Origin of the sequence: Virgibacillus sp. MG-45 (genome assembly GCF_036409425.1) — a bacterium.
In the GTDB taxonomy this organism is placed as follows: domain Bacteria; phylum Bacillota; class Bacilli; order Bacillales; family Amphibacillaceae; genus LDC-1.
The window spans coordinates 126,657-150,611 of the sequence record NZ_JAXOFU010000002.1; the positions used below are offsets into that span (position 1 = coordinate 126,657).

The following is a 23,955-nucleotide window of genomic DNA, read 5'->3' on the forward strand; positions in this document are numbered from 1 at the left end:
AAATACCAGTTTGATGATCTCTTTCTTAAAATTTCAATTAATCGAGTGGATTTTTTTATGTAAATAATTTATACTAATAAGTGATTATAGGAGGGGTTACTATGACAATGAATGAATTTGAAAAAAATCCACAATCAAGAAATAACGATGTTGTTGATTCAATCAAAGGGTTTGGGATATCATTTGTATTCTTTATTCTTATTTTTACAATCGGTGTTGTAATTAGTGTTATAGGTTCTTAATTTTTTTACATACAACTTCACATGGCTAACAAAGAGACTGGTAAACAGTCTCTTTTATCATTTATTGCATAATAGTATCTATGGTTTATATTTAGTAAAAACACGCTTGTCACCATGGTATTGATACTGGATTGCTCGATCTGTATCTGTTCGAAAAATACGGACGCCTTCCTCTTTTAACACTTGCAATACTTCTTCTGCAGGGTGTCCATACATATTATGTCTGCCAACTGAAATGAGTGCATCATTTGGCTGAATTGCTTTAATAAATTGTGCTCCTGTGGACGTATTACTTCCATGATGGGCAACCTTTAGAACATCAATCGAAAGATTTGGAAAAGATGAAAGTAGCTTTTCTTCCGTGTTCTCCCCTATATCACCTGTAAATAACCACCTTTCCCCTCCAAATTCTGTTAATATTACGAGCGAGTTTTCATTAGGCGTTCCTAAATTGCGAGTAGGAGATAACAGATGGAACGTTTGCCCTTTAATGGTAAGCAATTGATAAGGCTTTATTCGAATAACCTCTCCTTTTGCTTGCATCCATTCGTTCAGCTCCTTCATCTTTAGCTCATATTGATCACTTACTACAATTCGCTTAACCGATCTATCTTTTAGCAAATACCCTACACTTCCCATATGATCCACATCTTCATGACTAATAAAAACCGCATCAACTGATTGAATACCACGATAAGTTAAAAATGGATTAATAATATTGTTGTATACACTTTCAGTAGGCTTCCTATCATGAAATGAATATGTCGCTCCAGCGTCAATCATAAATACACCGCGGCGATAAGGAAGCTCGATGACAAATGCATCTCCTTGCCCAATATCCAACATCGTAACTTTTCCAATCGGGGAAAAATAAGGCCGCGCAACAATGATCATCACCATTACAGTTAATCCCACCCCACAAATGAAAGCATTTGTCTTTTTTTGTTTTTCTTCTAATACCATAAACAAAATAAGTAAGCCATAATATAAAAATGCGCTCCACATGGGAAAATTCCCGGTCATCCAGGGAAAGTACGCAACTTGATCAATGACAATGAGAAGCTTTTCAAAACCTTTATGGATAAAGGTAAATATAAAGTCAATTACCGTTGATATAAAAGGTACAGGCGAAAAAATCACCATTATAAAAACGGTTGGAATAACAAATAACGTGAAATATGGAACAACGAGGATATTGATAAGAATAGATAATGGATGAAAGGTGGAAAAATAAAGGAATTGAATAGGCAATAGAACCAGCTGACAAATAAAGCTGATTTTTAACAAAACGAAAAAAGGGGAAGGTGTTTTCGCAAGCCATGATTTTGAAAGCACTAATGTGAATGCAACTAAAAAAGACATTTGAAACCCTACTTGATAAATAATGTATTTATCAACTATTAGAAGAAAAAGGAACACGATGCTTATCACATCTGTTAGTGGATAACGAAGCTTTGCTTTCGCCAAACCAACTGCAAGGCAAATCATTAAGCTAGCTCTCCATACCGAAGGCTCTCCTCCCGCAAGGATAGCATAAACAGGCAACCCAAAAATTATTATCCACTGCGTCTTTTCCTTCGTTGTCATTCCCAGCTTGATAAGCAGAAAGAAAACAAACCCGACGATTAGTCCAACATGTAAGCCTGAAATCGCCAATAAGTGAGCTAAACTCCACCTTTGAAATAAATGAATCATTGTCTTGGAAAGCATTGAATCGTCTCCAAAGACTAATGCAAAAATCCAAGCAGTAGAATCCTTCTTATATGTCTGCGAAATAAAACCTTGCAATAAATCTCTAAAACGATAAAAACGATCCATAAACGAAGCGCCATCACATGAAATAGTATCCAAAGAATCGACAACAATCTGATAAGAAATACCTTTTTTAGCTAAAAATAATTGATGATTGAATTGACCTGGATTCCTACTTGACTTAGGAACGGCAAAACGCCCTGTTAGTTCACATACTGCTCCGTATCGAAGCTTTGTTTTCCAATGCGTAATGTGATCATTAGCTTGTTCTTTTAAAAATGAAACGGTTTCTATTTTTTGATCTAATGAATCGCTATGAAGAACGAAATCAACTTTCTTTTCCGTCCAATTGACTTGACTAACGATCGTACCAGTAAGAGTGAGTATTTCTTCTGGAGATGATGACTGTGGAGGAGTAGAGAGCGTTGGAAGGTACTCGAAGAAAAAAAGGGAGATGATGATGGAAGCAAGTAGCGGAAACCTCCTTAGCCGTTTGCTTCCATATACATAAAAAATCCAACAAATAAATCCAACGTATAGCCAATAATTATTAAAATAAACGGTTAGTGCACTTGATACAGCAGCGAACGCAGCAATATGCCAATAACCTTTCATCAATAGTTACCTTATTCTTCAGATAGCTGAAACAGCTTGTCTGCTTCGTGCTTTAATGCTGTTATATCCGTATCGGAATCTGCCTTTGCTTCTAATTTCGCTAACAACCCTTCTACATATGCTCTTTTTTCTATGTAGTGTGTATCCACTGCTAAATATTCTAACGGAACCTTTTTTGTTTTTACGCCTGCTTCTTTAAATAGTTGAATCGCATATTCATGGTTTTTATAATCCTCCGCATAATATACGGTCTTAATGCCACCTTGAATAATTTGCTTACAGCATTGCAAGCATGGAAAATGCGTTACATACATATCGGCATTTTCAGAAGGAACACCAAATTTCGCGCATTGTAATAATGCATTCGCTTCTGCGTGAATCGTACGGACGCAATGTCCATCAATAACGTAGCATCCATCATCAATACAATGCACACTACCAGAAACACTACCATTATATCCGCCTGCAATAATACGTTTATCGCGAACAATGGTAGCTCCGACCATTAAACGTGTACACGTGCTTCGTAAAGCAAGCAAATGACTTTGTGCCATAAAATATTGATCCCAAGAAATCCTTTCCAAAAAAATCACCTCATATGTATAAAATTTAAAAAACATCATTGAAGCTAGTTTACATGGAATTAATTTAGACAGTCAATGGATGTTTTATGGAATTTGAATGGCATCCTTTATGCTTTCAAGCGTTTTTTCTCCAATTCCAGACACCTCTAGTAAATCCTCTAGCTTTCGAAACTGTCCATGCTCTTCCCGATACTGAATAATTGCTTCTGCCTTTTTTGGACCGATACCATTTAATTGCTCGATTTCCTCTTTTGTTGCTCGATTAATAGCTAATTTATTCCCTGCTTTACTACCGGTAGTTGCGCCGTTATCGCTATCATCAGGAGAACCTAATTCCGGTACGATAATAACCATTTCATCGTTTACTTTTTGCGCTAAATTAATACTAGTTTGATCTGCCTTGTCAGTGAATCCTCCTGCTAAATCGATGACATCCTTTACCCTTGCACTGGAAGTTAGTTCATAGACACCTGGCTTTTGCACATGACCTTTAACATCGATTAATACGGTTACTGATTGCGCGTCTTCCTTCTCTGGATCATTAATGGAGGGAAGATTACTATCTATAGGTTGTTCTGCTAGTTGTGCGTGATCCTCCTTCGTAAGGATAATAAACAGCAGGATTAAAACAATAATAATAATTGGAAACAAGAGTTTCTTACCGATTGAAAGCATTACAAACACATCCTTCTATAAAAGTGGCTTTTAGAGCGTGGATTAAACGTGGAAATGGGAGCTTAGTATGTTCTTCGACAAACATAGATAGATTCCCTGCAATTAAAAAAAGATCGGAAATTTTATATTATCCCGATCTTTTTTCAGCTATAAAAAATAATCTAGCTGCTTTTTCATCTATTTTTTTATTTTCTAATGAAAAATCCGCAGTAATTTGATTAATCTCAAAACCTGCTTGTTGTAGCAAAGCTGTATAAACATCCATTGAATAAGTGCGCTGATAATGCGCTTCATCAAATCGAGTATATTGGCTACCATCTTGCATAAAGAACGTTAAATCATGATACATACTTCCTTTTTCATCACCTTCTGAACAAAACCAAATATATGAGCTTTCTTCATCTATATCAGCAAACGTTTGGTTTACTAAGTTATGTTCAACATGAAATAAGGAATGTACATCAAATAAAAATAATCCCCCAGGCCGCAAAGCTTTTGAAACACGTCCAAATACCTGTTCTAACTCTTCAGTAGTTGTAATGTAATTTACTACATCACAATAGCAAACCGCCACATCAACCATCGTGAATCCATCTAACGCTCGTAAATCCTGATGGACCCAATGAATATCTAAATGCTGGTCGTTTGCTTTTTGCTCCGCAATTGAAAGCATGTCAGCTGAATAATCTACTCCTGTTACAGCATATCCTTTTTGAGCTAAACGAAGTGCTATTTCTCCTGTTCCACAGCCTAGATCAAGAATTGAAGTGACTTTTAATGGAGAACGAGCAATGAATTCTTCTGTAAAAGATACCCAATCGTCATATGGTGCATCCTTCATAAACTGATCATAAATATTGGCCATACGTTCATAAGCCATCGCTTAATCAACCTGACTAATTTCTAGCTGAACTTGGGCTGCATCACCCCAGAGACGCTCTAGATTGTAATAAGACCGTTCATCCTTATGAAATACATGGCATACAATATCTCCAATATCAACGAGCACCCATCTCGCCTCTTCAAATCCCTCTAGTCGTTTTAATGGAATATCCTTTTCCTCCATCGCTTCTTTAATAGATCTTGCGATTGCTTGGACTTGCCGTTCATTATTTCCATGACATATTAAAAAGTAGTCTGCAACTAAGGAGACTCCCTTCATATCCAAGGCGATAATATTTTCTGCTTTTTTATCATCGCAAGCTTCTGCTGCTATATTAAGCATATCCGTAGTTTTCATATAATTAATTACCTCCACTCAATTTGTTTGTTAGGTCATTATATGCATGAAAGGTATCTGGGTAAATTGTATTTTCTTTCCCCATTAAAAATTGAATTGTGTTTCTTGAAACCAACCATGCTGCTTTATCCAAGTTTCTGTTTGCCGTATCCCTAACCTCTTCCAAGCCGGAAAAGCTTCTTCCTGGTTCAATATAGTCTGCGACAAACAATACTTTTTCAAGCGTACTCATGTGAGCCCTGCCTGTTGTATGATAGTATATCGCATCTTTTATCTCAGGATCGATAATCCCGTGCTCTCTTTCGACGAGCAATGATCCTACAGGGCCATGCCAAAGTTCATGATGGTAGTGAAGAAGATCCTTTGGTAAGTACGATGATAAAATCCATTTCTTCATCTCATCTAGATTTCGATACTTTGCATAATCATGAAAGACGGCTGCAATAGCCGCTTTTTCCTCATTTGAGCCATATAGCTTGGCTAGATGAACTGCAGTTTCCATAACGCGTTCTGTATGTTCATAGCGTGCAGAAGTTAAATGCGGCTTTACAATACGCAATGCTTCACTTGTTTCCATACAATCCCCGCTCCTCAATAAAAGAATAAACCGAATGTGGTACCAAATAACGAATCGATTGTTTTTCGCTTAGCCTATGACGAATCATCGTTGAAGATATCGGAATAAAAGGAACATCAACTGTTTTGATTGGATATTTACTTTCAAGCGGATATCCTTCTCGCTGCACTCCTATGAAGGTAACACTCGCCAATAACTCATCTATTTGATACCAATTCGGTAAATAGGCAACCATGTCTGCACCAATAATAAAATAGAATTGATTCTCTGGGAATTGTAATTGCAATGCTTTAACCGTATCAATTGTATAGGACGTTCCCTTTCGATTCACTTCGATGTCATTTATTTTAAATGCTTCATTCTCATGAATCGCCATTTCAACCATCGCAACTCTTTCCTCAGCAGTTGCATTCGCTTTCGATTTATGTGGTGGCTCACTCGCGGGAATAAACCATACCTCGTCTAATTCCATGGTGTCTTTTACGGTTTCCGCAATTATTAAATGCCCCATATGAGGTGGATCAAATGTCCCCCCTAAAATCCCAATTCGCTTCTTCATCACATATTCTCCTTCATGAAAGCTTTTTAGCAATTCATGGTCACGGTAAATTAATATGCTTATTTTCTATTGATTCCTTGTATAAAACAATATTATTTCCAATTACTTGAACAATTTCGGCTCCAGTTCCTTCTTGAAGTTGTGCTGCTACACTTTCTTTATCTTCAAGGCAATTTTGTAAAATGCTCACTTTAATGAGCTCTCTCTTTTCAAGCGCCTCGTTTATTTGTTCGACCATATTTTCATTCACACCTATTTTACCAACCTGAAAAATGGGTTTTAAATGATGTGCTTCTGCACGTAAAAATCGTTTTTGTTTTCCTGTTAACATTCTTATCTTCCTTCCAATTTTAGCTTTAGTTGCTTGCTCATGTTATCGAGTGCAACAGATTTTCTTGTCCAAATTTGAAATGCTAGTTGTGCTTGGGTTAAAAGCATCATATGTCCTAAATGGATATGCGCGCCTTTATCTATTGCCTGTTGTAAAAAATTCGTTAGCAATGGTTGATAAACTATATCACTTACAATCGCCGTACTTTTTAGATGGTTCAATTGTATGGGAGAGGCTTGTTCATTTGGCTTCATGCCGACTGATGTTGTTTGAATTATAATATCATAATCAGCTAACCGATCTTCCGCTTCTTTTATCGTCAAAACCGAAGTAGATGTTTTACCTTTGTTTAATTTCGCAATTTCATTTGCCCGTTTTATCGTACGATTCGCAATATCCACTTGACTAAATCCTTCTGATAAAAGCGCATAATAAATTCCTCGCGCTGCGCCTCCTGCACCAACAACTAGAATCCGCTTCTGTTTATTTTGTGCAAGCTCTGGATAATTAGCAATTAATGCTGAAACATATCCTTTACCATCCGTATTGTAGCCGATCCATTGTCCATTTCTTAAGACAACGGTGTTAACTGCACCAATTTCTTGTGCATCTTGATCAATATCATCTAAATAAGGAATGATGCTTTGCTTGTACGGAACAGTTACATTAAAGCCATGCAAAAGCTTCTGCTCTTTTAGACGAGAAATTTCCACGCCAAAATCAGTATGAGGGTGTATTTCTATCCGTTTATAGCTTCCTTCCAACCCTGCTTGTTGCAAAAATTGCTGATGAATCCACGGCGACATAGAATGCTGGATTGGAAAGCCTATTAAACCTAATTGAAATGACATGATATTCCCCCTATAGCAATGCTTTTCTTACGGATACTGATACTCCTTTAGGACTGTGCGCATTTACACTCGCTTTACCTGATACCGTAATCCACCCTAGTCCTGGAAAAACAATATCTGTCTTTTCACCGTTCATACGAAACGAACTTGATGACAATGGTGGTAATATTTCTAACGTTTTCGTATCCGGTGGAGAGAGCAGTTCGTCCCCGAGATGATTAGCATAAAGCTCTTCGGCATTTTCTAGTTTGGTACGATGGATTTGTAGGCTATTTGCAAAATAACAAACAAAAGATTGTCTATCTCCCTTTAGAAAGTCAAAACGCGCTAACCCTCCAAAGAACAATGTTTGTCCTTCATTTAACTGGTATACTCTCGGTTTTATTTCTTTAATTGGCGTTATCACCTTTAAATCATGCTCTGACACATAATGGGCCATTTGTTTATGATTCACAATTCCCGGAGTATCAATTAATACAGATTTGTCATCTAATGGGATTTCAATAAAGCCTAACGTTGTCCCTGGGAAATAAGAGGTTGTGATAACATCACTTTCACCGATAGTTTGTTTTATGAGGCGGTTAATAAATGTAGACTTTCCAACATTCGTTGTTCCAACCACATATACATCCTGTTTTTCTCGAAGCTTTTCTATTTCTTCTTTAAGTTCTTCAATTCCATGCCCTTTTTTGGAGGAAATAAGAAAAACATTCTCAACACGAATGCCTGCATCCTTTGCACTTTTGCGGAGCCATTGGATTACTTTGTTTTGATTTGTAGACTTCGGAAGTAAATCTACCTTATTCCCAACTAAAATAATCGGATTGTTGCCAACTATTCTAGGTAAGCTGTCAATTAAGCTTCCGTTTACATCAAAGATATCAATGATATGTACGATAAGTCCATGATTGTTTCGAATACTACTAACCATATTCAAAAAATCATCATCAGTTATTTGAACATCTTGTATTTCATTATAATGCTTTAACCGGAAACAACGCTTACACAATATGTTTTCCTTTTCTAAGGACGACTTCGGCGTATAGCCTACTTTATTTGGATCTGCAGTTTGAATTTCTGCTCCACATCCAATGCAATATACGTTATCCAATCTTATTCCTCCCACGTAATCTTTCCTTTTTTTCGCATATAGTCCATGATACGTCGTTCAATTTTTCGATTTACACGCGTTAGCATTCCATCTGTTTGCACAATGGGGACAACAAGAATCGTATAAAAACCCGCTAGGTTACCACCAAGAACATCGGTTAATAACTGGTCACCAACAACTACAATTTCCTCTTTTTTCATTCCCATTTCTTTAGCAGCAGTAACAAATGCTCGACGCAATGGTTTCCTGGCACTGAATACATATGGTGTATCTAATGGTTCTGCAAAAATCTTAACACGGTCCTGGTTATTATTGGAGATGATCATAACAGATATTCCATGATCCTTTAATAATTTAAACCATTGTACTACTTCTGATGTTGCATCACGTACATCCCAAGCAACAAGCGTATTGTCTAAATCCGTTATGACCCCTTTTATTCCTTTCTCCTTTAAGGAAGCAGGGTCAATATCAAAAATACTTTTCACATGTTCATTTGGTAGAAATTTATTTAGCAATTCATACACCTCATTTTTATCATTCCATACGAATTTAGCATCTATTCGAATTAAACCGTTACAGATGTTTATTTTAAATTAGTAATGGCAATTATACATTATAACATCATCCTAATCGGATACTACCCTTTTAGCATTATAAAACAAAATTCACTAGCCAATCAAAAAATTTCTCGTATGAAAGAAGGGTATAGTTTTTTGACTTGATTAGGAGAATTATGTAAAAATGTAAATCACGTGTTAAAAACGTTCGACAAATTCCCTCATTATTCGAATTGTGGATAACTATATCAACATTATCCACACTGTTATATCAAGGCTTTAATAGCGCAAACCTTTAGATATACACAAGTTATCTACAATCGCATGTAGATAACTGACGTCTTGTCCCGATACGAGAATCGTGTTAAATTATTATTAGCTTTACGAAATATATCGATTCTATCATTGTTTACGATTTTAATAGGAGGGCTGCATTTATGAAGCATTTGTCGGACGAATTATTAATTGAATCATACCATAAAGCAAATGAGCTACATTTAAGCCCTGATTTTATTGCGCTTATAATAGAAGAAATTAATAGAAGATGTATTACACATAAAATTACTTGTAACACGAAGTATGAGTCGTTTACAAGATAAAAACAAATACTCCACTATAAGAAATATCTTCCAGCAACTCTTGTCGTTTTTGTGAATGATGGGGGTTTTTTATTTTTCCGCCAATTATATTATGATAAGCTTATATTTAACTGTTTTTTTAGCAAATATTTTCCTCGCAAGCTTTTCCTTTATTTTAATGGTTTTTCATAGGATTAAAGTATATAATTTTAGAAGAAGTTGTTCCCTTGTTGCAACCACATAAGACCTTCATTTTCATTTAGCTTGCGATCTGAATGAACTGCTATGTCATTTTCAACTATAAGGAGGATTTTCAATAGATGATTTTCGCAGTACTCTTACCATTTATCTTTGCTTTTTTTATTCCATTTTTAAGTAAAATAAAGCATCGAATACATACAGGTATTTTTGTGTTACTTATCCCTTTAAGTATATTTATTTATTTTGTTCGATTTGTTGGAACGAACTTTTCCCCAACTCGGCAAACTTATAATTGGATTCCATCATTAGGAATTAATTTTGACTTCTACTTAGATGGATTGAGTTTATTGTTTGTACTACTAATTACTGGAATTGGAAGTCTTGTTGTTTTATATTCCATTTATTACTTAGACCGCAGCGAACGGTTAGGACACTTCTATGTCTATTTATTAATGTTTATGACCGCTATGCTAGGGGTTGTCTTATCAGATAATGTGTTTGTGCTTTACACCTTTTGGGAATTAACATCCATTTCGTCATTCTTATTAATTGGATACTGGCATTTTAAAGAGCGCTCTAGATATGGTGCTTTAAAATCGATGCTAATTACCGTATTCGGTGGCTTAAGTATGCTTGGTGGCTTTGTGCTTCTGTCGATTGTAACGAAAACAACAAGTATTCAAGGGATGATTGAACAAGCTGATTTAGTTTTAAACAGTAACTATCTTCCTTTAATTCTCATTTTTATTTTGTTAGGCGCTTTTACAAAGTCCGCTCAGTTTCCATTTCATATTTGGCTTCCTGATGCAATGGAAGCTCCGACTCCTGTTAGTGCTTATTTGCATTCAGCAACAATGGTCAAGGCAGGCTTATTTTTAATCGCGCGTTTTTCCCCATTGTTCCATACATATGAATGGTTTTATATCATTGTAAGTACGGTCGGTATTATTACGCTTTGCTGGGGATCCTATATGGCTGTTCGACAAACAGATTTAAAAGCGATATTAGCTTTCTCTACAATCAGTCAGCTCGGAATGATTATGGCAATGCTCGGCTTTGGAACAAAAATTGCTATTTTTGCGGCCGTATTTCATATTTTAAACCATGCCACGTTTAAAGGAAGCTTATTTATGGTAGCCGGGATTATTGACCATGAAACAGGCACGAGAGATATTCGTAAGCTAGGTGGTTTATTAACATTGATGCCAATCACGGCTACGTTAGCCATTTTTGGAACATTTTCAATGGCCGGTGTACCATTACCGTTTTTAAATGGTTTTTATAGTAAAGAATTATTTTTTGACGCAACAGTAAAACTACCAGATGGCGGAGCTGGTATTGCTAGCCTTTTAACTGCTAGCATTCCATATCTAGCTGTGTTTGGAAGTATCTTCACATTTGTATATTCGATGTATTTCTTTTTTGGAGTTTTTACAGGCCCACAAAAATTGGCGCTACTTCCGAAAAAGCCGCATGAAGCTCCATTTGGGATGTTAATGTCACCAATGCTTCTTATTGCAGGAGTTGTTATAATTGGCCTATTCCCGAATAGCTTTAATGCATCATTTTTGCTTCATGCTGCAACGGCAGTAAATCCAAGTAGTGAATTTGTTGACGTCTATTTTTGGCACGGATTTATTACACCATTTAAAATGTCATTAATTGTTGTTGGTGTTGGTCTTGCCCTATTTCTCACACGACGGTACTGGAAAAATATATACAACTTCTTCCCTGGCAAATTAAGCTTTAACAACCTATACGATGGCCTGTTAGAAAAGGTAGATCAATACACTGCAACGGTCACGAACTTCTATATGAATGGTTCATTAAAAAATTATGTGGCCATCATTATTGGAACAATATTCATTGTTACACTAAGCTTTATGTTTATAACAGATGGCTTTACAATAAGTAATGATAATTTAGCTGATGTGACAGGTATTGAGCTTGCAGTTGTGTTTATTATCGCGATTGCTGCGATTGCTACGATCTTTACAAACCATAAGCTCGCGATCATATTAATAACAGGTGTCGTTGGTTATGGCGTAGCGATTTTGTTTGTTATATATCGCGCACCAGACCTTGCCTTAACGCAGCTCGTTATTGAAACAGTTTCGGTAGTCTTATTTTTACTGAGCTTTTATCATTTTCCAAAGCTACAAAAACGGGAGGAATCGATTGCTTCTAAATGGATGAATGCTACCCTTTCCATTGGCTTTGGTGCTTTAATAATTCTAGTTGGTATTTCTGCGCATAGTAGTAGCTGGTTTAGCTCGATTTCAGATTACTTTATTGAAACCTCTTATTCGCTTGGTGGTGGAGATAACATCGTAAATGTTATTCTCGTCGACATGCGTGGATTAGATACGCTATTTGAAATTACGGTATTAGGAATTGCGGCACTTGCGATTTTCAGCCTCATTAAATTACGTGATAAGGAGGCGAAATAAATGGAGTTTATTGTCATTGTACTTGCCGGTATTTTATTTGCTACCGCCATTTATAACTTATTACAAAAGCAAATGCTGCGTATTATTATCGGAACAGTGCTTCTATCACATGGAGCGCATCTGATGATCTTAACTATGGGAAAATTAAAGCGTGGGAAGCCACCGATTTTAGAGGAAGGTGTTGCTAACTACACCGATCCTTTGCCACAGGCATTGATCTTAACCTCTATCGTCATTAGCTTCGGAATAACAAGTCTCTTACTTGTTTTAGCATACCGAACTGCAAAAACGAATAACACAGATAATATGGAACAATTAAGGGGTGAAACAAATGAGTAATTTAGCAGTGCTACCAATTATCATCCCGTTAATCGCAGGAATTCTGCTTGCATTTACGAATACGAATGTACGTTTATCTCGTGCATTAACACAAATCTTAACGGTTGTAAACTTAGGTGTTGTCTCCTTTATTGCATGGAAGGTGTTTCAGGATGGAACGATTGTGCTTGAAACTGGAGATTGGATTGCACCATACGGCATCGTACTTGTTGCTGACTCGTTAGCAATTACACTCGTTCTAACAACTAATATCATCGCAACCGCTGCGGTGTTCTATGCACCACACTCCCTTTCGATTGAAAAGGAAAAACATTATTTTTATCCTTTTTATTTCTTTCTTATTACGGGAGTATCAGGAGCATTTTTAACAGGAGATTTATTTAATCTATTTGTATTCTATGAGGTCTTATTGATGGCTTCTTACGCACTTATTGTCCTTGGTGGAAACAAGGTTCAGCTTCGAGAATCGATAAAATATGTACTAATTAATTTATTCTCGTCTGTTTTATTTGTAACCGCCATCGCGTTTCTATACGGTGTTGTAGGTACAGTCAATATGGCTCAAATAGCTGAACGTGTGCAGGAAGTAGAGCAATTTGGTATTTTAACAACTATTGCTATTCTGTTGTTTTTCGTGTTTGGTACGAAAGCTGCTCTCTTTCCACTTTATTACTGGATGCCAAAGTCTTATATCGTACCAAATCCAGTCATATCTGCATTATTTGGTGCATTACTTACGAAGGTTGGAATCTATTCGATCCTACGAGTGTTTTCGTTAATCTTCGTCCATAAAATAGATTTAACACATGAAACCTTTATTTGGATTGCAGGACTAACGATGATCTTCGGTGTTATTGGTGCCCTATCCACAAATAACATCAAGCTAATTATCGCCTATAATATCATTCCAGCTATCGGATTTATTATGATGGGAATTGGTACTTTCAATCAAGCTGGTTTAAGTGGATCCGTCTATTATCTAGTGCATGATATGATTATTAAAACAGCATTATTCTTGCTTGTAGGCGTAATCGCATATGTTGCCGGTACTTCTGATTTACGGAAGATGGGTGGACTCATTCACCATTATCCAGTATTAGGTTGGCTTTTATTTATTTCGGCATTTGTATTAGCTGGGATCCCTCCTTTTAGTGGGTTTATTGGGAAGTTACTCCTTTTAAAAGGAGCGCTTCAAGGAGATCATATTTTCATTGTGATTATTGCATTGCTATCAAGTCTGCTCATCCTTTACTCTGTCATGAAAATATTTATAAGAGGCTTTTGGGGTGAAGAAAATCCACTGGTAGAGAAAAGAACGACAAAAGGTTTTATCGCACCAATTGTGTTTCTACTTCTCTTCTCAATCTTTATCGGAATTGGTGCAGAATTCATCTATCCGGCTATCGATTCAGTTGCAGTTTATTTGCTCGATCCGGAAATTTACATCGATTCTGTATTAAAGGAGTAATGGATGATGACTTTTCAAATTGTAATTAACCTTATTATTGCATTCATGTGGATGTTCTTGAGTGAATCTTATTCTTTTGCAAGCTTTGTTGCAGGATATTTATGTGGGATATTTCTTTTATTCCTATTACGAAGATTTATTCCTGGCCGATTTTATATGCATCGTGTTTTGAGTATATTGAAGCTGATTCTGTTGTTTATTAAAGAATTGCTTCTATCCAATATCGAGATCGTTAAATTAGTTTATACACCAAAGCCTGAAATTGAGCCTGGTATATTTGCCCTTCCAACAGATTTAAAAACAGACTGGGAAATAAACCTACTAGCGAACCTAATAACATTAACACCAGGTACCCTATCGGTTGCTATCTCACGAGATCATTCAACCATTTTTATCCATGCGATGGATATAGACGATATTGAGGAATCCATTCAATCGATTAAAAATACGTTCGAAAAAGCAATTATGGAGGTGACAAGATGACTTCTATTTTAGCAACAACTGAACAAATCATCGACATCACATTGTTCATTTGTTTTTTTGGTATCTCCTTATCGTTAGTTTTGTTGGTTTATCGCATTATTGTTGGACCAACGAATGCAGATAGAGCAGTGGCACTTGATACAATTGGCATTAATTTGATGGCAGTTGCAGCCCTTATGGCAATCTACTTATTAACTACGAAATTAAATGATGTTATCTTGTTAATAGGAATTCTAGCTTTTCTCGGGACGGTAGCAATCGCAAAATACTTAGAAAAGGGTGTTATTATTGATCGAGACATTGATTAACATTGTTGTTAATATCATTATAAGCTTAAGTTTACTGCTCGGAACCTTTTTCATTTTATCTAGCTCATTAGGTATTGTCCGATTTCCCGACATTTATACTCGATTACATGCTGCTACGAAAGCATCTACACTAGGATTAGCAGGAATATTAATTGGGGCCTTCCTATTTTTATATGTTGAGCATTCTATTGTGAGCGGCAAGCTATTGCTTGCATTGATCTTTATCCTTATCACCGCTCCTGTCGCTGGTCATATGATATCACGTGCTGCGCATCACGCTGGTGTAAAGCCGCTATTGAAAAATCGCGATGATGCCTATGAAAATGCAATAAAACGAAATCAATAAAAAGCGAAGTGACTATCTTTAGTCACTTCGTTTTTTCATGCATGTAGGATTCCACTCGTACACTTTTAATGGACAGACACAAAACCTCTTCACGGCACATATGGTGATATATAGGCTTTTGCCCAGCCGACCATTATAGGAGGTGGATATGTTTGTCTGGAATTCTTAGTGCCCTCGCCTTACTCATTAAAGAAGCGCTCGTTTTCGTTTCGTATGTTAAAAACCACGCCTTTCCACAACCTCTCTCCTCTGAGGATGAAGCGAAATACATTAAAGAAATGCAAGAAGGCAGTGAAACAGCACGAAATAAATTGATTGAGCACAATTTAAGGTTGGTTGCCCATATTGTAAAAAAGTTTGAAAATACAGGAGAAGAAATGGAAGATTTAATTTCCATTGGCACGATCGGATTAATTAAAGGAATTGAAAGCTATTCCGTTGGAAAAGGTACAAAGCTCGCCACCTATGCTGCACGCTGTGTGGAAAATGAAATTCTGATGCATTTAAGAGCATTAAAAAAGGTAAAAAAAGATGTTTCCTTACATGATCCAATTGGGCAGGATAAGGAAGGGAATGAAATAAGTCTTATCGATATTTTAGAGGCGGAAAATGAAGACGTTATTGACTTTATCCAATTAAATTTGGAAATTGAAAAAATGCAAGACTATTTTACTGTCCTTGATAGCCGGGAACGTGAAGTCATCATATATCGCTATGGGTTGAATGACTACCAGCAAATGACCCAGCGTGAAATAGCAAAAAAATTAAACATATCGAGAAGCTATGTCTCTCGTATCGAGAAGCGAGCTTTGATGAAAGTGTTCCATGAATATTTTCGAAATGAAAGAAAAGAACATAAAAGAAAATAAGTAAAAACGAGCATCTTACAAATGGTAAGAGCTCGTTTTTCATATGTTTTTTCTTTATATCTTTTAACGCATTTCATCTAACAAACCTATTCAGTTATTTTCTTTAACAACGTCATGATAAGAATCGCTGCATTTTTAGCCGCTTTTCCAAGAAATTCATCAAAGGATAACGCAGATTCTTTTCCAGCAATATCAGATAGTGCGCGAATAACAACAAAAGGCTTGTTATATTGAAGACAAACCTGGGCAATCGCAGCAGCCTCCATTTCCGCCGCAATCATTTCTGGAAAGTTGGCTCGAGCGATTGCTACTTGCTCTGGATCGTTCATAAACGTATCTGCACTACCTATTAATCCTTTCATCGCATTTACATCTATTTGGTTAACTGCCTTGATTGCCTGCTCTACTAAGAAGCTATCTGCTTGATAAAAAGCTGGCATACCTGGTACTTGTCCAATCTTATAGTCGAATGCCGTTACATCCACATCATGATGTACAACATGAGAGGAAATGACGATATCTCCTACCTCCAGCTGTTCTGCAAATCCCCCAGCTGAACCCGTGTTAATAACATGAGAAGGCGCATAACGTTCATGCATAATCGTTGTAGCCATTGCTGCATTCACTTTACCAATTCCTGATTTCAATAGAACAACTTCTTTGTTCTCCAGCGTTCCTGTTAAAAATAAACAATTTGCTATTTTTTCTTCCACTTTATTTGTCATATTTTTCGCAAGTAATGCTATTTCTTCATCCATTGCACCAATAATTCCAATTGTCATCTTGTTTCCTCCTAGAAGCTCCATTCATCTTTCTGACCTTAAGTTTTATCGTTTTCCTTTAATACTTCCACTTTAGTAGGCTGCCACCCTTGGCCATCCACCCATGAAATATACACACGATAAAACTGACTATTTGTTGCATCTGAAACAGTGGCAATTGCTTTTTGATCTCCACCATTTTCAATCCAAATCGTATGCATTTCTTCTTCACTTATCTCAGTAGCGATACTGGCAGCCTTCTCCATTTCCTTCCAATCGAGTGAATCAGTTTCAAATACTGTCGTATGTGGACCTTCTTGTTCTGTTCCGATTGGCTCCCAATCCGCAACATACGCTTCTATTACATTATCATCAGATGGTTCCACTTGTTCTTTTTCAACGTTTTGATTAGCGGCATTTTGTTCGCTCGTTTCATCTGTTTCGTTGTCACCATCACTTTGGTCTGTATTCGCTTGTTCACTTTCTGATTCATCTTTATTTGTTTGTTCCTCATCCGTTATTTTAATATCAGCAGACTTATTCTCTTCTGAATTTTTTTCTGCTTCGTCTTCTCCTCCACCAAAAAGCCATATTCCGATTAACACAACGACAAGAATAGCACCAGTAGACATCAATATTGAAATTGATTTTGTATTTTTTCTACGCTTTTCATACTTATTTACTCTACTATACTTTTCATAATCATTCACCATCATACCCTCCTCTATCTATACTCTATTATAGTATCATATTTGTTATGCCTCATCGATTAAGGATAAATTAAAATTTTATATCAAAAAACACAATCATAGATGCTTTCTATAATCGTGTTTGAAGGGTGTAGCTCCCAAATTAAAATGTACGCACATAAAGGAGCTCGATCTGTGTCTATCAGTGTATGGCGTATATGCATTAGATGTATCAAATAAAATACGAGAATCCCAACAAAATGAAAAAGAATTTTCCAATGCTTCCCTTTATTTATCTAACGCTTTTATTTCATCATCTAGCTTTTTTAATTGTTTTTCCTTTTCTTCTTTCGTCAGTTCTTTATTCGCTTTTACGAGTTCGATTTCTTTTTGAAGCACTGCGATTTGAAGCCCTTTATCCCTTAATTGCTTGGCAAGCTTCTTGGCTTCATTTATCCTTTCTACTTGCAGGAAACTTTGCGCGGCAAGAAGCTTTGCTCGGTTATTATCGGAAAGGGTTGGAAATAAAGCAAGTACACGGTCATAATCATTTTTAAGCCACGCTTGCTCGATAAGGACAGCTTCCTTGTCCGACTTCATCATTAAAATAGCATCATTTGCTTGCTTATTATTATATTCCACTAGCTTTTGAACAATTAACTCATGTTGTTCTGGAGAGATATCAGAAGCTTTTAATAAATGCTCAATCGTATTTGAACGAAAGTATAAATCCGTAAGCGTCTCTTGCACTGCTTTGTTTGGTGAAACAACTTGTTCAAAAACATCTATCGCTTGCGCCTCTTTTCCTTTCCATGCGAAACGATAGCCATCAGCAATAAGTTTTCCTTCATCTATTTGTTGCTGCATGCGTTCCTTTTCTTGCTCGAATGCTACTTGATGTTGATCATAGTCCAACTGTAAAGTGGCTGTTGCTTTACTTTGCGGAACCACTTGAAAAACATAGAGTAATAGCATTCCACATAATATTCCAATCAAAATAGCGGATAAAGCCGATAGTTTCTTTTTCCTTTTTGAAATATTTTGATAATCCGCATGTTTGCTTAGGTGAAATTTATTCTTATCACGAACAATTGGCACTAGGTCTTGAATGATAGAAGCTGCTTGAATATCTTTTATCACTGGATATTTAAACGATAGTTTATATAAATCGACGTGCTGCAATTCTTCAAAGCTCTTATTTGAGTAAAGAAAGTATAAAAGGTATTTTATTTCTTCTAATAACCCTTCTTCAGAAGCTGCTTGTGGCGGTAAAACAGAGCGGATTCCACGGTGCGCAAATTTCACTTTCCCTTCTTCATTCACATAAATATTGTTCGGGTGCAGCAATAGTGTATATTGTGAGCCAATAAATTTTTCACATTGGATTAAATTCGCAGCAATTTTGTTGCGAAGCTTATCCGAAAGCTCATTTAGGTCATTTAAATGCTGATAACCTTCTACTCGCTTATAATGTAGACGAACGAATTTCTCATCTACAGAATAATGATGACACTCGAAAAACAAGGAATCGCTTCGCTTCAATTCCTCTAATTGCTCCGGCTCCAATAAATTCGTCATTGCTTTAGGAATTTCATATAATATCGTATCCTTTGTTTCTGATATCGTTCCATATGGTAACGCATATTTATTAGGCATCTTATCTCCCCTTCCAACTTGACCTGCAACCTTTTTAATAAAAATCATTCGCATTATAGAATAAAGCTAATAATAAAGTAGCCTATCATCACAATGGAAAGAATAAGCACTAATAAATAGCTGTGCTTTTGCCATCGGCCCTGTTGGGATATTCTTTTATCCCATTCTTCCCTTGCCTTTAAAAGAAGTACTTTCGCTTCTCTCGCATCCTGTAATCGATCATCTGGATTTAACGCGGTCAGATTTTCCACACATTTTACAAGACTATGGGGAAGCCGCTTATGATAATTTCCAATCGGTTGTTGTGCGACATAGACGTATTTCCCATTCGATATTAAATAATATAAAAGTGCTCCTAAAGAAAATAGATCTGTGCGATGATCGGTTTGTTTTTTTTCAAATTGTTCTGGTGCAGCAAATCCTACCGTTCCGATGCGAACTGTATCCGCAATTCGTCGTTCATTAAATTTTCTCGCTATACCGAAATCAATTAATGTGATCGATCCATCATCCTTGACAATGACATTTCCAGGCTTTAAATCTCGATATATAATAGGTGATTCTCGTGTATGTAAATAATGGAGCACATCACAAAGCTGGATACCGATATGTATTATTTGCTCTAATTCTAATTGGTCGGCTTCCGATTCAATATAATGCGTTAATACGTTACCTGGAACATATTCCATAACTAAAAAAAAGTAAGCCTCCGTTTGGAAAAAGTCAACGATGGCAGGGAGGTTCGCGTGATGTAACTCACTTAATAGCTTTGTTTCATCCACTAATTTTCGTGCGAGTTGGTTTTCCATGTTGGAAACCTTTACCGCCCATTTCTGAGCTGGGTTATTTATTTCCTCAACAAGATACACTTCTGACATCCCACCAGAAGCAATGTGTTTTAAAACAATATATTTGTCATTTAATCGATCCTGCTCATTAATTTGAATTCCATGTTTATTCATCGTTTTCTCCCCGCCACGCTTACTACTAGTTCAAAAATGAAAAAAGTGACTGCTTTTTCTTTTCAAAAGTCTTGTCCACATAAAGATGGCGAATAAGCATTAATGTAATATTGTCCTGTGCATGTGAAAAATTAGAAAAGTTTATTAAATAATCACACATTGCTTGCAGATTGGCATATTCCTTTTCTAAGTTCATTAGCATATTTTTTATTTCTTCCTGCTCAAATAACGAATGAAATCCATCACTGCATACTAAGAACAAGTCACTTGATTGATAATCGCCAATAAAGCTATACGGATTTATTGATGATTCAATACCAAGACATTGCAGGAGAACATTTCGTTTCGGATGCTGAAATGCTTCATCCTCGGATAAATTACCTAAGTGAATCTGTTCTTCCACCCACGTATGATCAACCGTAAGCTGTCTTAGCTCTGGATTTGTTTCCAATAGCTCGGTATGCAGTGGATCGTGCTTGTCCATAAGCTCGCTATTCTCCATTCGTTGAAAATATTGTTGCAGACCAAACGTCCAGCCCTTCATTTGATAGATTCGGCTGTCCCCGATATGCACAACACCATATTTTCCTTTATATAAGACGAGTATAGAGACGGTTGTTCCCATCTTTTTTCCAAGATGCTCACTTGTAGCTATAATCATCTTATTAATTTGTAGTAATTCCTTTTCTGCATCTTTTACAATACGCTCTAACGCATGTTTCCTTTTTAGTAGCTTTGGTACCTTTCTATCCCACCATTTCTCCAACACATGGATGGCGATTTGACTCGCCTTTTCTCCTATCTCATACCCACCCATTCCATCTGCTACGACAAAAACGGCTGCTTCATTCCCTTTCGAATCGGTAGAAATACGAGAGAAAAAAGCATCTTCATTTTTCTCTTTTTTTGTACCTTTATGCGTTGCGATTCCTGTTTGCCAGTTTGTATTCATTCATTTTTACTCCAATTAAAAGTGTATGTTGCTTTTCCTAACGTAAATTCGTCATTTTCATTTAGTGCATATACTTTAAAAGGTACCATCGCATTTCCATTAATCGTAGAACCATTTTTAGATCCTAAATCTTTTAAACCATAGCTCATTGAATCAATCTTAATAATCTCCGCATGGACTCTTGATACACCTAGTGCATCCTCTACATAATTCACAGTATCTTTATTACGACCAATTAAAAAATTCGTTGCATTGATTTTAATTTGACTTGGTTCCTCATTTTCCGATGTTCGAGTTAACAAAGGCATATGGTCATGGACAGGTTCTTCTTGTGCTATCCGCATATTTTCTTCTAGTAAAACCGTATCATCTGCATCTTCTTCTAATAATGTCGTATCCATATTACCTGCTGCCACTGTTTGATGTGCTTTAAATGCAGCATGATTTACACGCAATGATTGCTTATCTTGCTCTATTTGCTCTCCACCATATGGCTGATTAATAGGCGGTTTGGGACGTTGAACAGGAGTAGCATGATCCTGACGTACCGGTCGCTTCTGATGTGGTATCGCTTTATCTTGCTCATTTTCATCTGTTTCCACAGCTGGTATTGGCTTCACTCCAGGACGCCATATTTTCCAATATACGTAAACAAGAATTAATACAAGTGCACTTAATCCACTACTTACTGTGAACATAGTAGAAGTAGAACGTATCTCATACAGCTTCCAAATTATTGCAATGGCAAGCATCGTTGCTGCAAATAAATATACCTTTGAACGCGAAGAAAGCGGAGGAAGTTTAGCTTTCTTTTTTTGTGCCGTATTGAATTCCTCCTGCACTTTCGTATCTGATTTCACTTCCCTCTCCACTTGATGATTGTTGTTTGGGATATTTCTTGATTGGTTAACGGCTTGCTCTTGCATCGTTACAGACTGTGCCCCATAACCAAAGCTAGTTTCCGCGTTGAATCCATTCACATTAGATCGTAATGAAATTAATTCGAGCAATAGCTTCTTTAACCCACCTAAACTAAAGGATGGATTTTTTATATAACTTAAAATACTTTTAAATTCGTTGCCTTGCAGTCCTTCTACTTCTCCAGCGATATCGGTTAATAATTTTTTCATATCGTCATTTATAGAAGTCTCTTTCGTTACACCTTTTATCGGGAGGTACACAAGCGATATATCTTCCGCTTGGCTTCCGATATAAATAAAATCTGTATCTAAAATAAAGTTATCCTGGTTCAGCATGTAAGCACCACAGTTTTCTAGCGTTTTGATAAGCGTTAAGAACACGTGATAATAGTCGTTCATGGAAGCGCCAGAACTACGGAAATAGGAAAGAATTCTTTGCTTGGAAGTAATATCATAATGGAGTTTTGTCGTCATATTCATATTTTCAATGGATAATGGTAAAAAATGTGGGATATTGTTTGACTGCATCATTTTTAACTGCACCGTATTTATATGGACTGGTGTGAGCGATTTCTGACCACATTCAGTAAAAACAATGCTGTGTCCGTTTTGATACTTTAGCTCATATGTCAAATTATAAATTGAACCCATGTTTCATCCTCCTTCATGCTAGCTCTTCTTCATCTTCACACTGCCCAAAAAGAATAGTAATAGGTGATTGCAACTGCCGGAAGCACTGCATACATAAATGGAAATCTGGTGCTTTTCGTCGTTTTAAATTCTTCTAACCCTTGTAAATCCTTCGATAGAATAGAACCTATGATATGAAAAAAAGCACTCGTTAATTTTTGTAAAAATGTTTTCGTGAATAGTAAAATAACAATGGCAATAAGACCTGCTACAATGATGGAGTACATCATCATATAAAGAACGAGTTGCACACCTACTATTGCCCCTATTGCAGCAAATAATTTAACATCCCCAGCTCCAATTGCTTTAAATAGATAAAGAAGCATAAAAATAGCACCAGCGACAAGTAAGCCGAAAAAAGAAAAAATCAATCCATCCAATCCGTTTGTTACGAGATGGTATAAGATTCCTACAAGCATCCCGCTTAATGAAAGCCAGTTAGGGATTTTATGGTGCTTGATATCGATTAGAAATGCAATGATTAAAAACACGAACAATAAATAATCTTGAACCTGGAGCATTAGATTCCTCCGTTCATTAGTAACTAATTTTTACTGGTTAAGAGCCATTCCATAATCGTTCATAGGATGTCTTCTTTAGGAGAATTGTCTTTTCAACGAATGGAACAGATAAATCAAATTTATATTGAACATTTATTTCAAGGAATTTCCCACTTCCTCCAACTAGTCCCGGAAGTTCAACTTTCGTAACCTTTACATTTTCGGGATTGAAGAAATTCCAATTTCCTGTTGCCTGCTTAAACTTTTCCTGCATAATTGGATCTAGTTTGCTTGGTGCCAAGCTTTCGAAGTAATTTTCGATTGATGTACTAATATCAATCCCGTAAAACTTCATACCTTCATTCGCCCAATTCATTGCTTCGGAAAGGTTTACATCATGCTCTCTTTCAATTGATTGGATTTTATTATTAATAAAGTCAGTTGCTGTACTTTTTACAACGTCTGCTGGATAAGCATAGGAAACAAGTATTTCACTCGTTTCTGACGCTGCTTTGTATAACGCCATATCAGCTACGGCAAGCCGGATTAGCATGGCAAGAAAAACGATAAATAGCATAAAAAAGGGAAGAACCATTGCAGCTTCTAACGTAATACTGCCATCTTCTTTTCGAAATAAATGTTTCATAATGCTCCCCCTCTCATGTATATCTTTATCGTTATACCTG

28 protein-coding genes are annotated in these 23,955 nt (G+C 36.4%); 9 read left to right on the top strand and 19 right to left on the bottom strand.

The genetic code is table 11. From position 1 onward, the window contains the following. The first annotated feature begins 107 nt into the window (after positions 1–107). Positions 108–242: a YqzM family protein gene (locus tag SPK86_RS02845; RefSeq protein WP_284140479.1), complete on the top strand. Its 135-nt coding sequence runs from the start codon at positions 108–110 to the stop codon at positions 240–242. 78 nt (positions 243–320) lie between these two features. Here the strand turns inward: SPK86_RS02845 and SPK86_RS02850 are convergent, their stop codons facing one another. The 11 genes from SPK86_RS02850 to SPK86_RS02900 all read right to left on the bottom strand — a co-directional run bounded on the left by SPK86_RS02850 (position 321) and on the right by SPK86_RS02900 (position 9,055). Further along, positions 321–2,609: a DNA internalization-related competence protein ComEC/Rec2 gene (locus tag SPK86_RS02850; protein ID WP_330948623.1), complete on the bottom strand. Its 2,289-nt coding sequence runs from the start codon at positions 2,607–2,609 to the stop codon at positions 321–323. Positions 2,610–2,620: 11 nt separating this feature from the next. Then, positions 2,621–3,193: a ComE operon protein 2 gene (locus tag SPK86_RS02855; protein WP_284140459.1), complete on the bottom strand. Its 573-nt coding sequence runs from the start codon at positions 3,191–3,193 to the stop codon at positions 2,621–2,623. Between the two features lie 84 nt (positions 3,194–3,277). Beyond that, positions 3,278–3,868, bottom strand: coding sequence for a helix-hairpin-helix domain-containing protein (locus SPK86_RS02860; protein WP_284140460.1), 591 nt, complete (start codon positions 3,866–3,868; stop codon positions 3,278–3,280). A gap of 127 nt (positions 3,869–3,995) precedes the next feature. Beyond that, a complete protein-coding gene (locus tag SPK86_RS02865; protein ID WP_284140461.1) occupies positions 3,996–4,748 on the bottom strand; it encodes a class I SAM-dependent DNA methyltransferase in 753 nt (250 codons plus the stop codon). Positions 4,749–4,751: 3 nt separating this feature from the next. After that, on the bottom strand, positions 4,752–5,108 hold the full coding sequence (gene rsfS, locus SPK86_RS02870; protein WP_284140462.1) for a ribosome silencing factor: 357 nt from the start codon (positions 5,106–5,108) through the stop codon (positions 4,752–4,754). Positions 5,109–5,112: 4 nt separating this feature from the next. Beyond that, positions 5,113–5,685, bottom strand: a complete 573-nt coding sequence (yqeK, locus tag SPK86_RS02875; RefSeq protein ID WP_330948624.1) for a bis(5'-nucleosyl)-tetraphosphatase (symmetrical) YqeK — start codon at positions 5,683–5,685, stop codon at positions 5,113–5,115. Beyond that, a complete protein-coding gene (locus tag SPK86_RS02880) occupies positions 5,672–6,244 on the bottom strand; it encodes a nicotinate-nucleotide adenylyltransferase (RefSeq protein ID WP_330948625.1) in 573 nt (190 codons plus the stop codon). The genes yqeK and SPK86_RS02880 overlap by 14 nt, the downstream gene beginning before the upstream one ends. 40 nt (positions 6,245–6,284) lie before the next feature. Continuing rightward, a complete protein-coding gene (yhbY, locus tag SPK86_RS02885; protein WP_284140465.1) occupies positions 6,285–6,575 on the bottom strand; it encodes a ribosome assembly RNA-binding protein YhbY in 291 nt (96 codons plus the stop codon). Between the two features lie 2 nt (positions 6,576–6,577). Next, positions 6,578–7,426 (bottom strand): shikimate dehydrogenase, encoded by an 849-nt coding sequence (gene aroE, locus SPK86_RS02890; RefSeq protein WP_284140466.1) that lies wholly within the window; start codon positions 7,424–7,426, stop codon positions 6,578–6,580. Between the two features lie 10 nt (positions 7,427–7,436). Further along, positions 7,437–8,537, bottom strand: coding sequence for a ribosome biogenesis GTPase YqeH (yqeH, locus tag SPK86_RS02895; protein WP_284140467.1), 1,101 nt, complete (start codon positions 8,535–8,537; stop codon positions 7,437–7,439). 2 nt (positions 8,538–8,539) lie between these two features. After that, positions 8,540–9,055, bottom strand: a complete 516-nt coding sequence (locus SPK86_RS02900; RefSeq protein WP_284140468.1) for a YqeG family HAD IIIA-type phosphatase — start codon at positions 9,053–9,055, stop codon at positions 8,540–8,542. 479 nt (positions 9,056–9,534) lie between these two features. Here SPK86_RS02900 and SPK86_RS02905 point away from each other — a divergent pair, with 479 nt between their 5' ends. The 8 genes from SPK86_RS02905 (at position 9,535) to sigK (ending at position 16,139) form a co-directional block, all read left to right on the top strand. After that, the gene (locus SPK86_RS02905) at positions 9,535–9,696 is read left to right on the top strand and encodes a sporulation histidine kinase inhibitor Sda (RefSeq protein WP_284140469.1); all 162 of its coding nucleotides are present in this window, start codon (positions 9,535–9,537) and stop codon (positions 9,694–9,696) included. 299 nt (positions 9,697–9,995) lie between these two features. Continuing rightward, positions 9,996–12,326: a Na+/H+ antiporter subunit A gene (locus SPK86_RS02910; RefSeq protein ID WP_284140470.1), complete on the top strand. Its 2,331-nt coding sequence runs from the start codon at positions 9,996–9,998 to the stop codon at positions 12,324–12,326. After that, the gene (locus SPK86_RS02915; RefSeq protein ID WP_284140471.1) at positions 12,327–12,665 is read left to right on the top strand and encodes a Na(+)/H(+) antiporter subunit C; all 339 of its coding nucleotides are present in this window, start codon (positions 12,327–12,329) and stop codon (positions 12,663–12,665) included. After that, positions 12,658–14,133, top strand: coding sequence for a Na+/H+ antiporter subunit D (locus SPK86_RS02920; RefSeq protein WP_284140472.1), 1,476 nt, complete (start codon positions 12,658–12,660; stop codon positions 14,131–14,133). Before SPK86_RS02915 ends, SPK86_RS02920 begins: the two co-directional genes overlap by 8 nt. A 6-nt stretch (positions 14,134–14,139) precedes the next feature. Further along, the gene (locus SPK86_RS02925) at positions 14,140–14,616 is read left to right on the top strand and encodes a Na+/H+ antiporter subunit E (protein WP_284140480.1); all 477 of its coding nucleotides are present in this window, start codon (positions 14,140–14,142) and stop codon (positions 14,614–14,616) included. Beyond that, positions 14,613–14,924, top strand: a complete 312-nt coding sequence (locus SPK86_RS02930; protein WP_284140473.1) for a Na(+)/H(+) antiporter subunit F1 — start codon at positions 14,613–14,615, stop codon at positions 14,922–14,924. The genes SPK86_RS02925 and SPK86_RS02930 overlap by 4 nt, the downstream gene beginning before the upstream one ends. Further along, a complete protein-coding gene (gene mnhG / locus SPK86_RS02935; protein WP_284140474.1) occupies positions 14,905–15,270 on the top strand; it encodes a monovalent cation/H(+) antiporter subunit G in 366 nt (121 codons plus the stop codon). The genes SPK86_RS02930 and mnhG overlap by 20 nt, the downstream gene beginning before the upstream one ends. A 152-nt stretch (positions 15,271–15,422) precedes the next feature. Beyond that, complete coding sequence (gene sigK / locus SPK86_RS02940) at positions 15,423–16,139, top strand: RNA polymerase sporulation sigma factor SigK (protein WP_284140475.1); 717 nt, start codon at positions 15,423–15,425, stop codon at positions 16,137–16,139. A gap of 86 nt (positions 16,140–16,225) precedes the next feature. Here the strand turns inward: sigK and mtnN are convergent, their stop codons facing one another. The 8 genes from mtnN to SPK86_RS02980 all read right to left on the bottom strand — a co-directional run bounded on the left by mtnN (position 16,226) and on the right by SPK86_RS02980 (position 23,915). Beyond that, positions 16,226–16,921 carry a 5'-methylthioadenosine/S-adenosylhomocysteine nucleosidase gene (mtnN, locus tag SPK86_RS02945; protein ID WP_330948626.1) on the bottom strand — a complete coding sequence of 232 codons (696 nt, stop codon included), beginning with the start codon at positions 16,919–16,921 and terminating at the stop codon, positions 16,226–16,228. A gap of 38 nt (positions 16,922–16,959) precedes the next feature. After that, positions 16,960–17,616, bottom strand: coding sequence for a YrrS family protein (locus SPK86_RS02950; protein WP_330948627.1), 657 nt, complete (start codon positions 17,614–17,616; stop codon positions 16,960–16,962). 261 nt (positions 17,617–17,877) lie between these two features. Next, on the bottom strand, positions 17,878–19,245 hold the full coding sequence (locus tag SPK86_RS02955; protein WP_330948628.1) for a type VII secretion protein EssB/YukC: 1,368 nt from the start codon (positions 19,243–19,245) through the stop codon (positions 17,878–17,880). Between the two features lie 53 nt (positions 19,246–19,298). Continuing rightward, positions 19,299–20,207 (bottom strand): serine/threonine protein kinase, encoded by a 909-nt coding sequence (locus SPK86_RS02960; RefSeq protein ID WP_284139658.1) that lies wholly within the window; start codon positions 20,205–20,207, stop codon positions 19,299–19,301. Between the two features lie 25 nt (positions 20,208–20,232). After that, positions 20,233–21,159 carry a PP2C family protein-serine/threonine phosphatase gene (locus SPK86_RS02965; RefSeq protein ID WP_284139659.1) on the bottom strand — a complete coding sequence of 309 codons (927 nt, stop codon included), beginning with the start codon at positions 21,157–21,159 and terminating at the stop codon, positions 20,233–20,235. After that, complete coding sequence (locus SPK86_RS02970; RefSeq protein ID WP_330948629.1) at positions 21,156–22,730, bottom strand: DUF6382 domain-containing protein; 1,575 nt, start codon at positions 22,728–22,730, stop codon at positions 21,156–21,158. Before SPK86_RS02970 ends, SPK86_RS02965 begins: the two co-directional genes overlap by 4 nt. A 35-nt stretch (positions 22,731–22,765) precedes the next feature. Next, positions 22,766–23,290, bottom strand: coding sequence for an A24 family peptidase (locus SPK86_RS02975; protein WP_330948630.1), 525 nt, complete (start codon positions 23,288–23,290; stop codon positions 22,766–22,768). Between the two features lie 37 nt (positions 23,291–23,327). After that, on the bottom strand, positions 23,328–23,915 hold the full coding sequence (locus SPK86_RS02980) for a TadE/TadG family type IV pilus assembly protein (protein WP_284139662.1): 588 nt from the start codon (positions 23,913–23,915) through the stop codon (positions 23,328–23,330). Positions 23,916–23,955 lie beyond the last annotated feature (40 nt).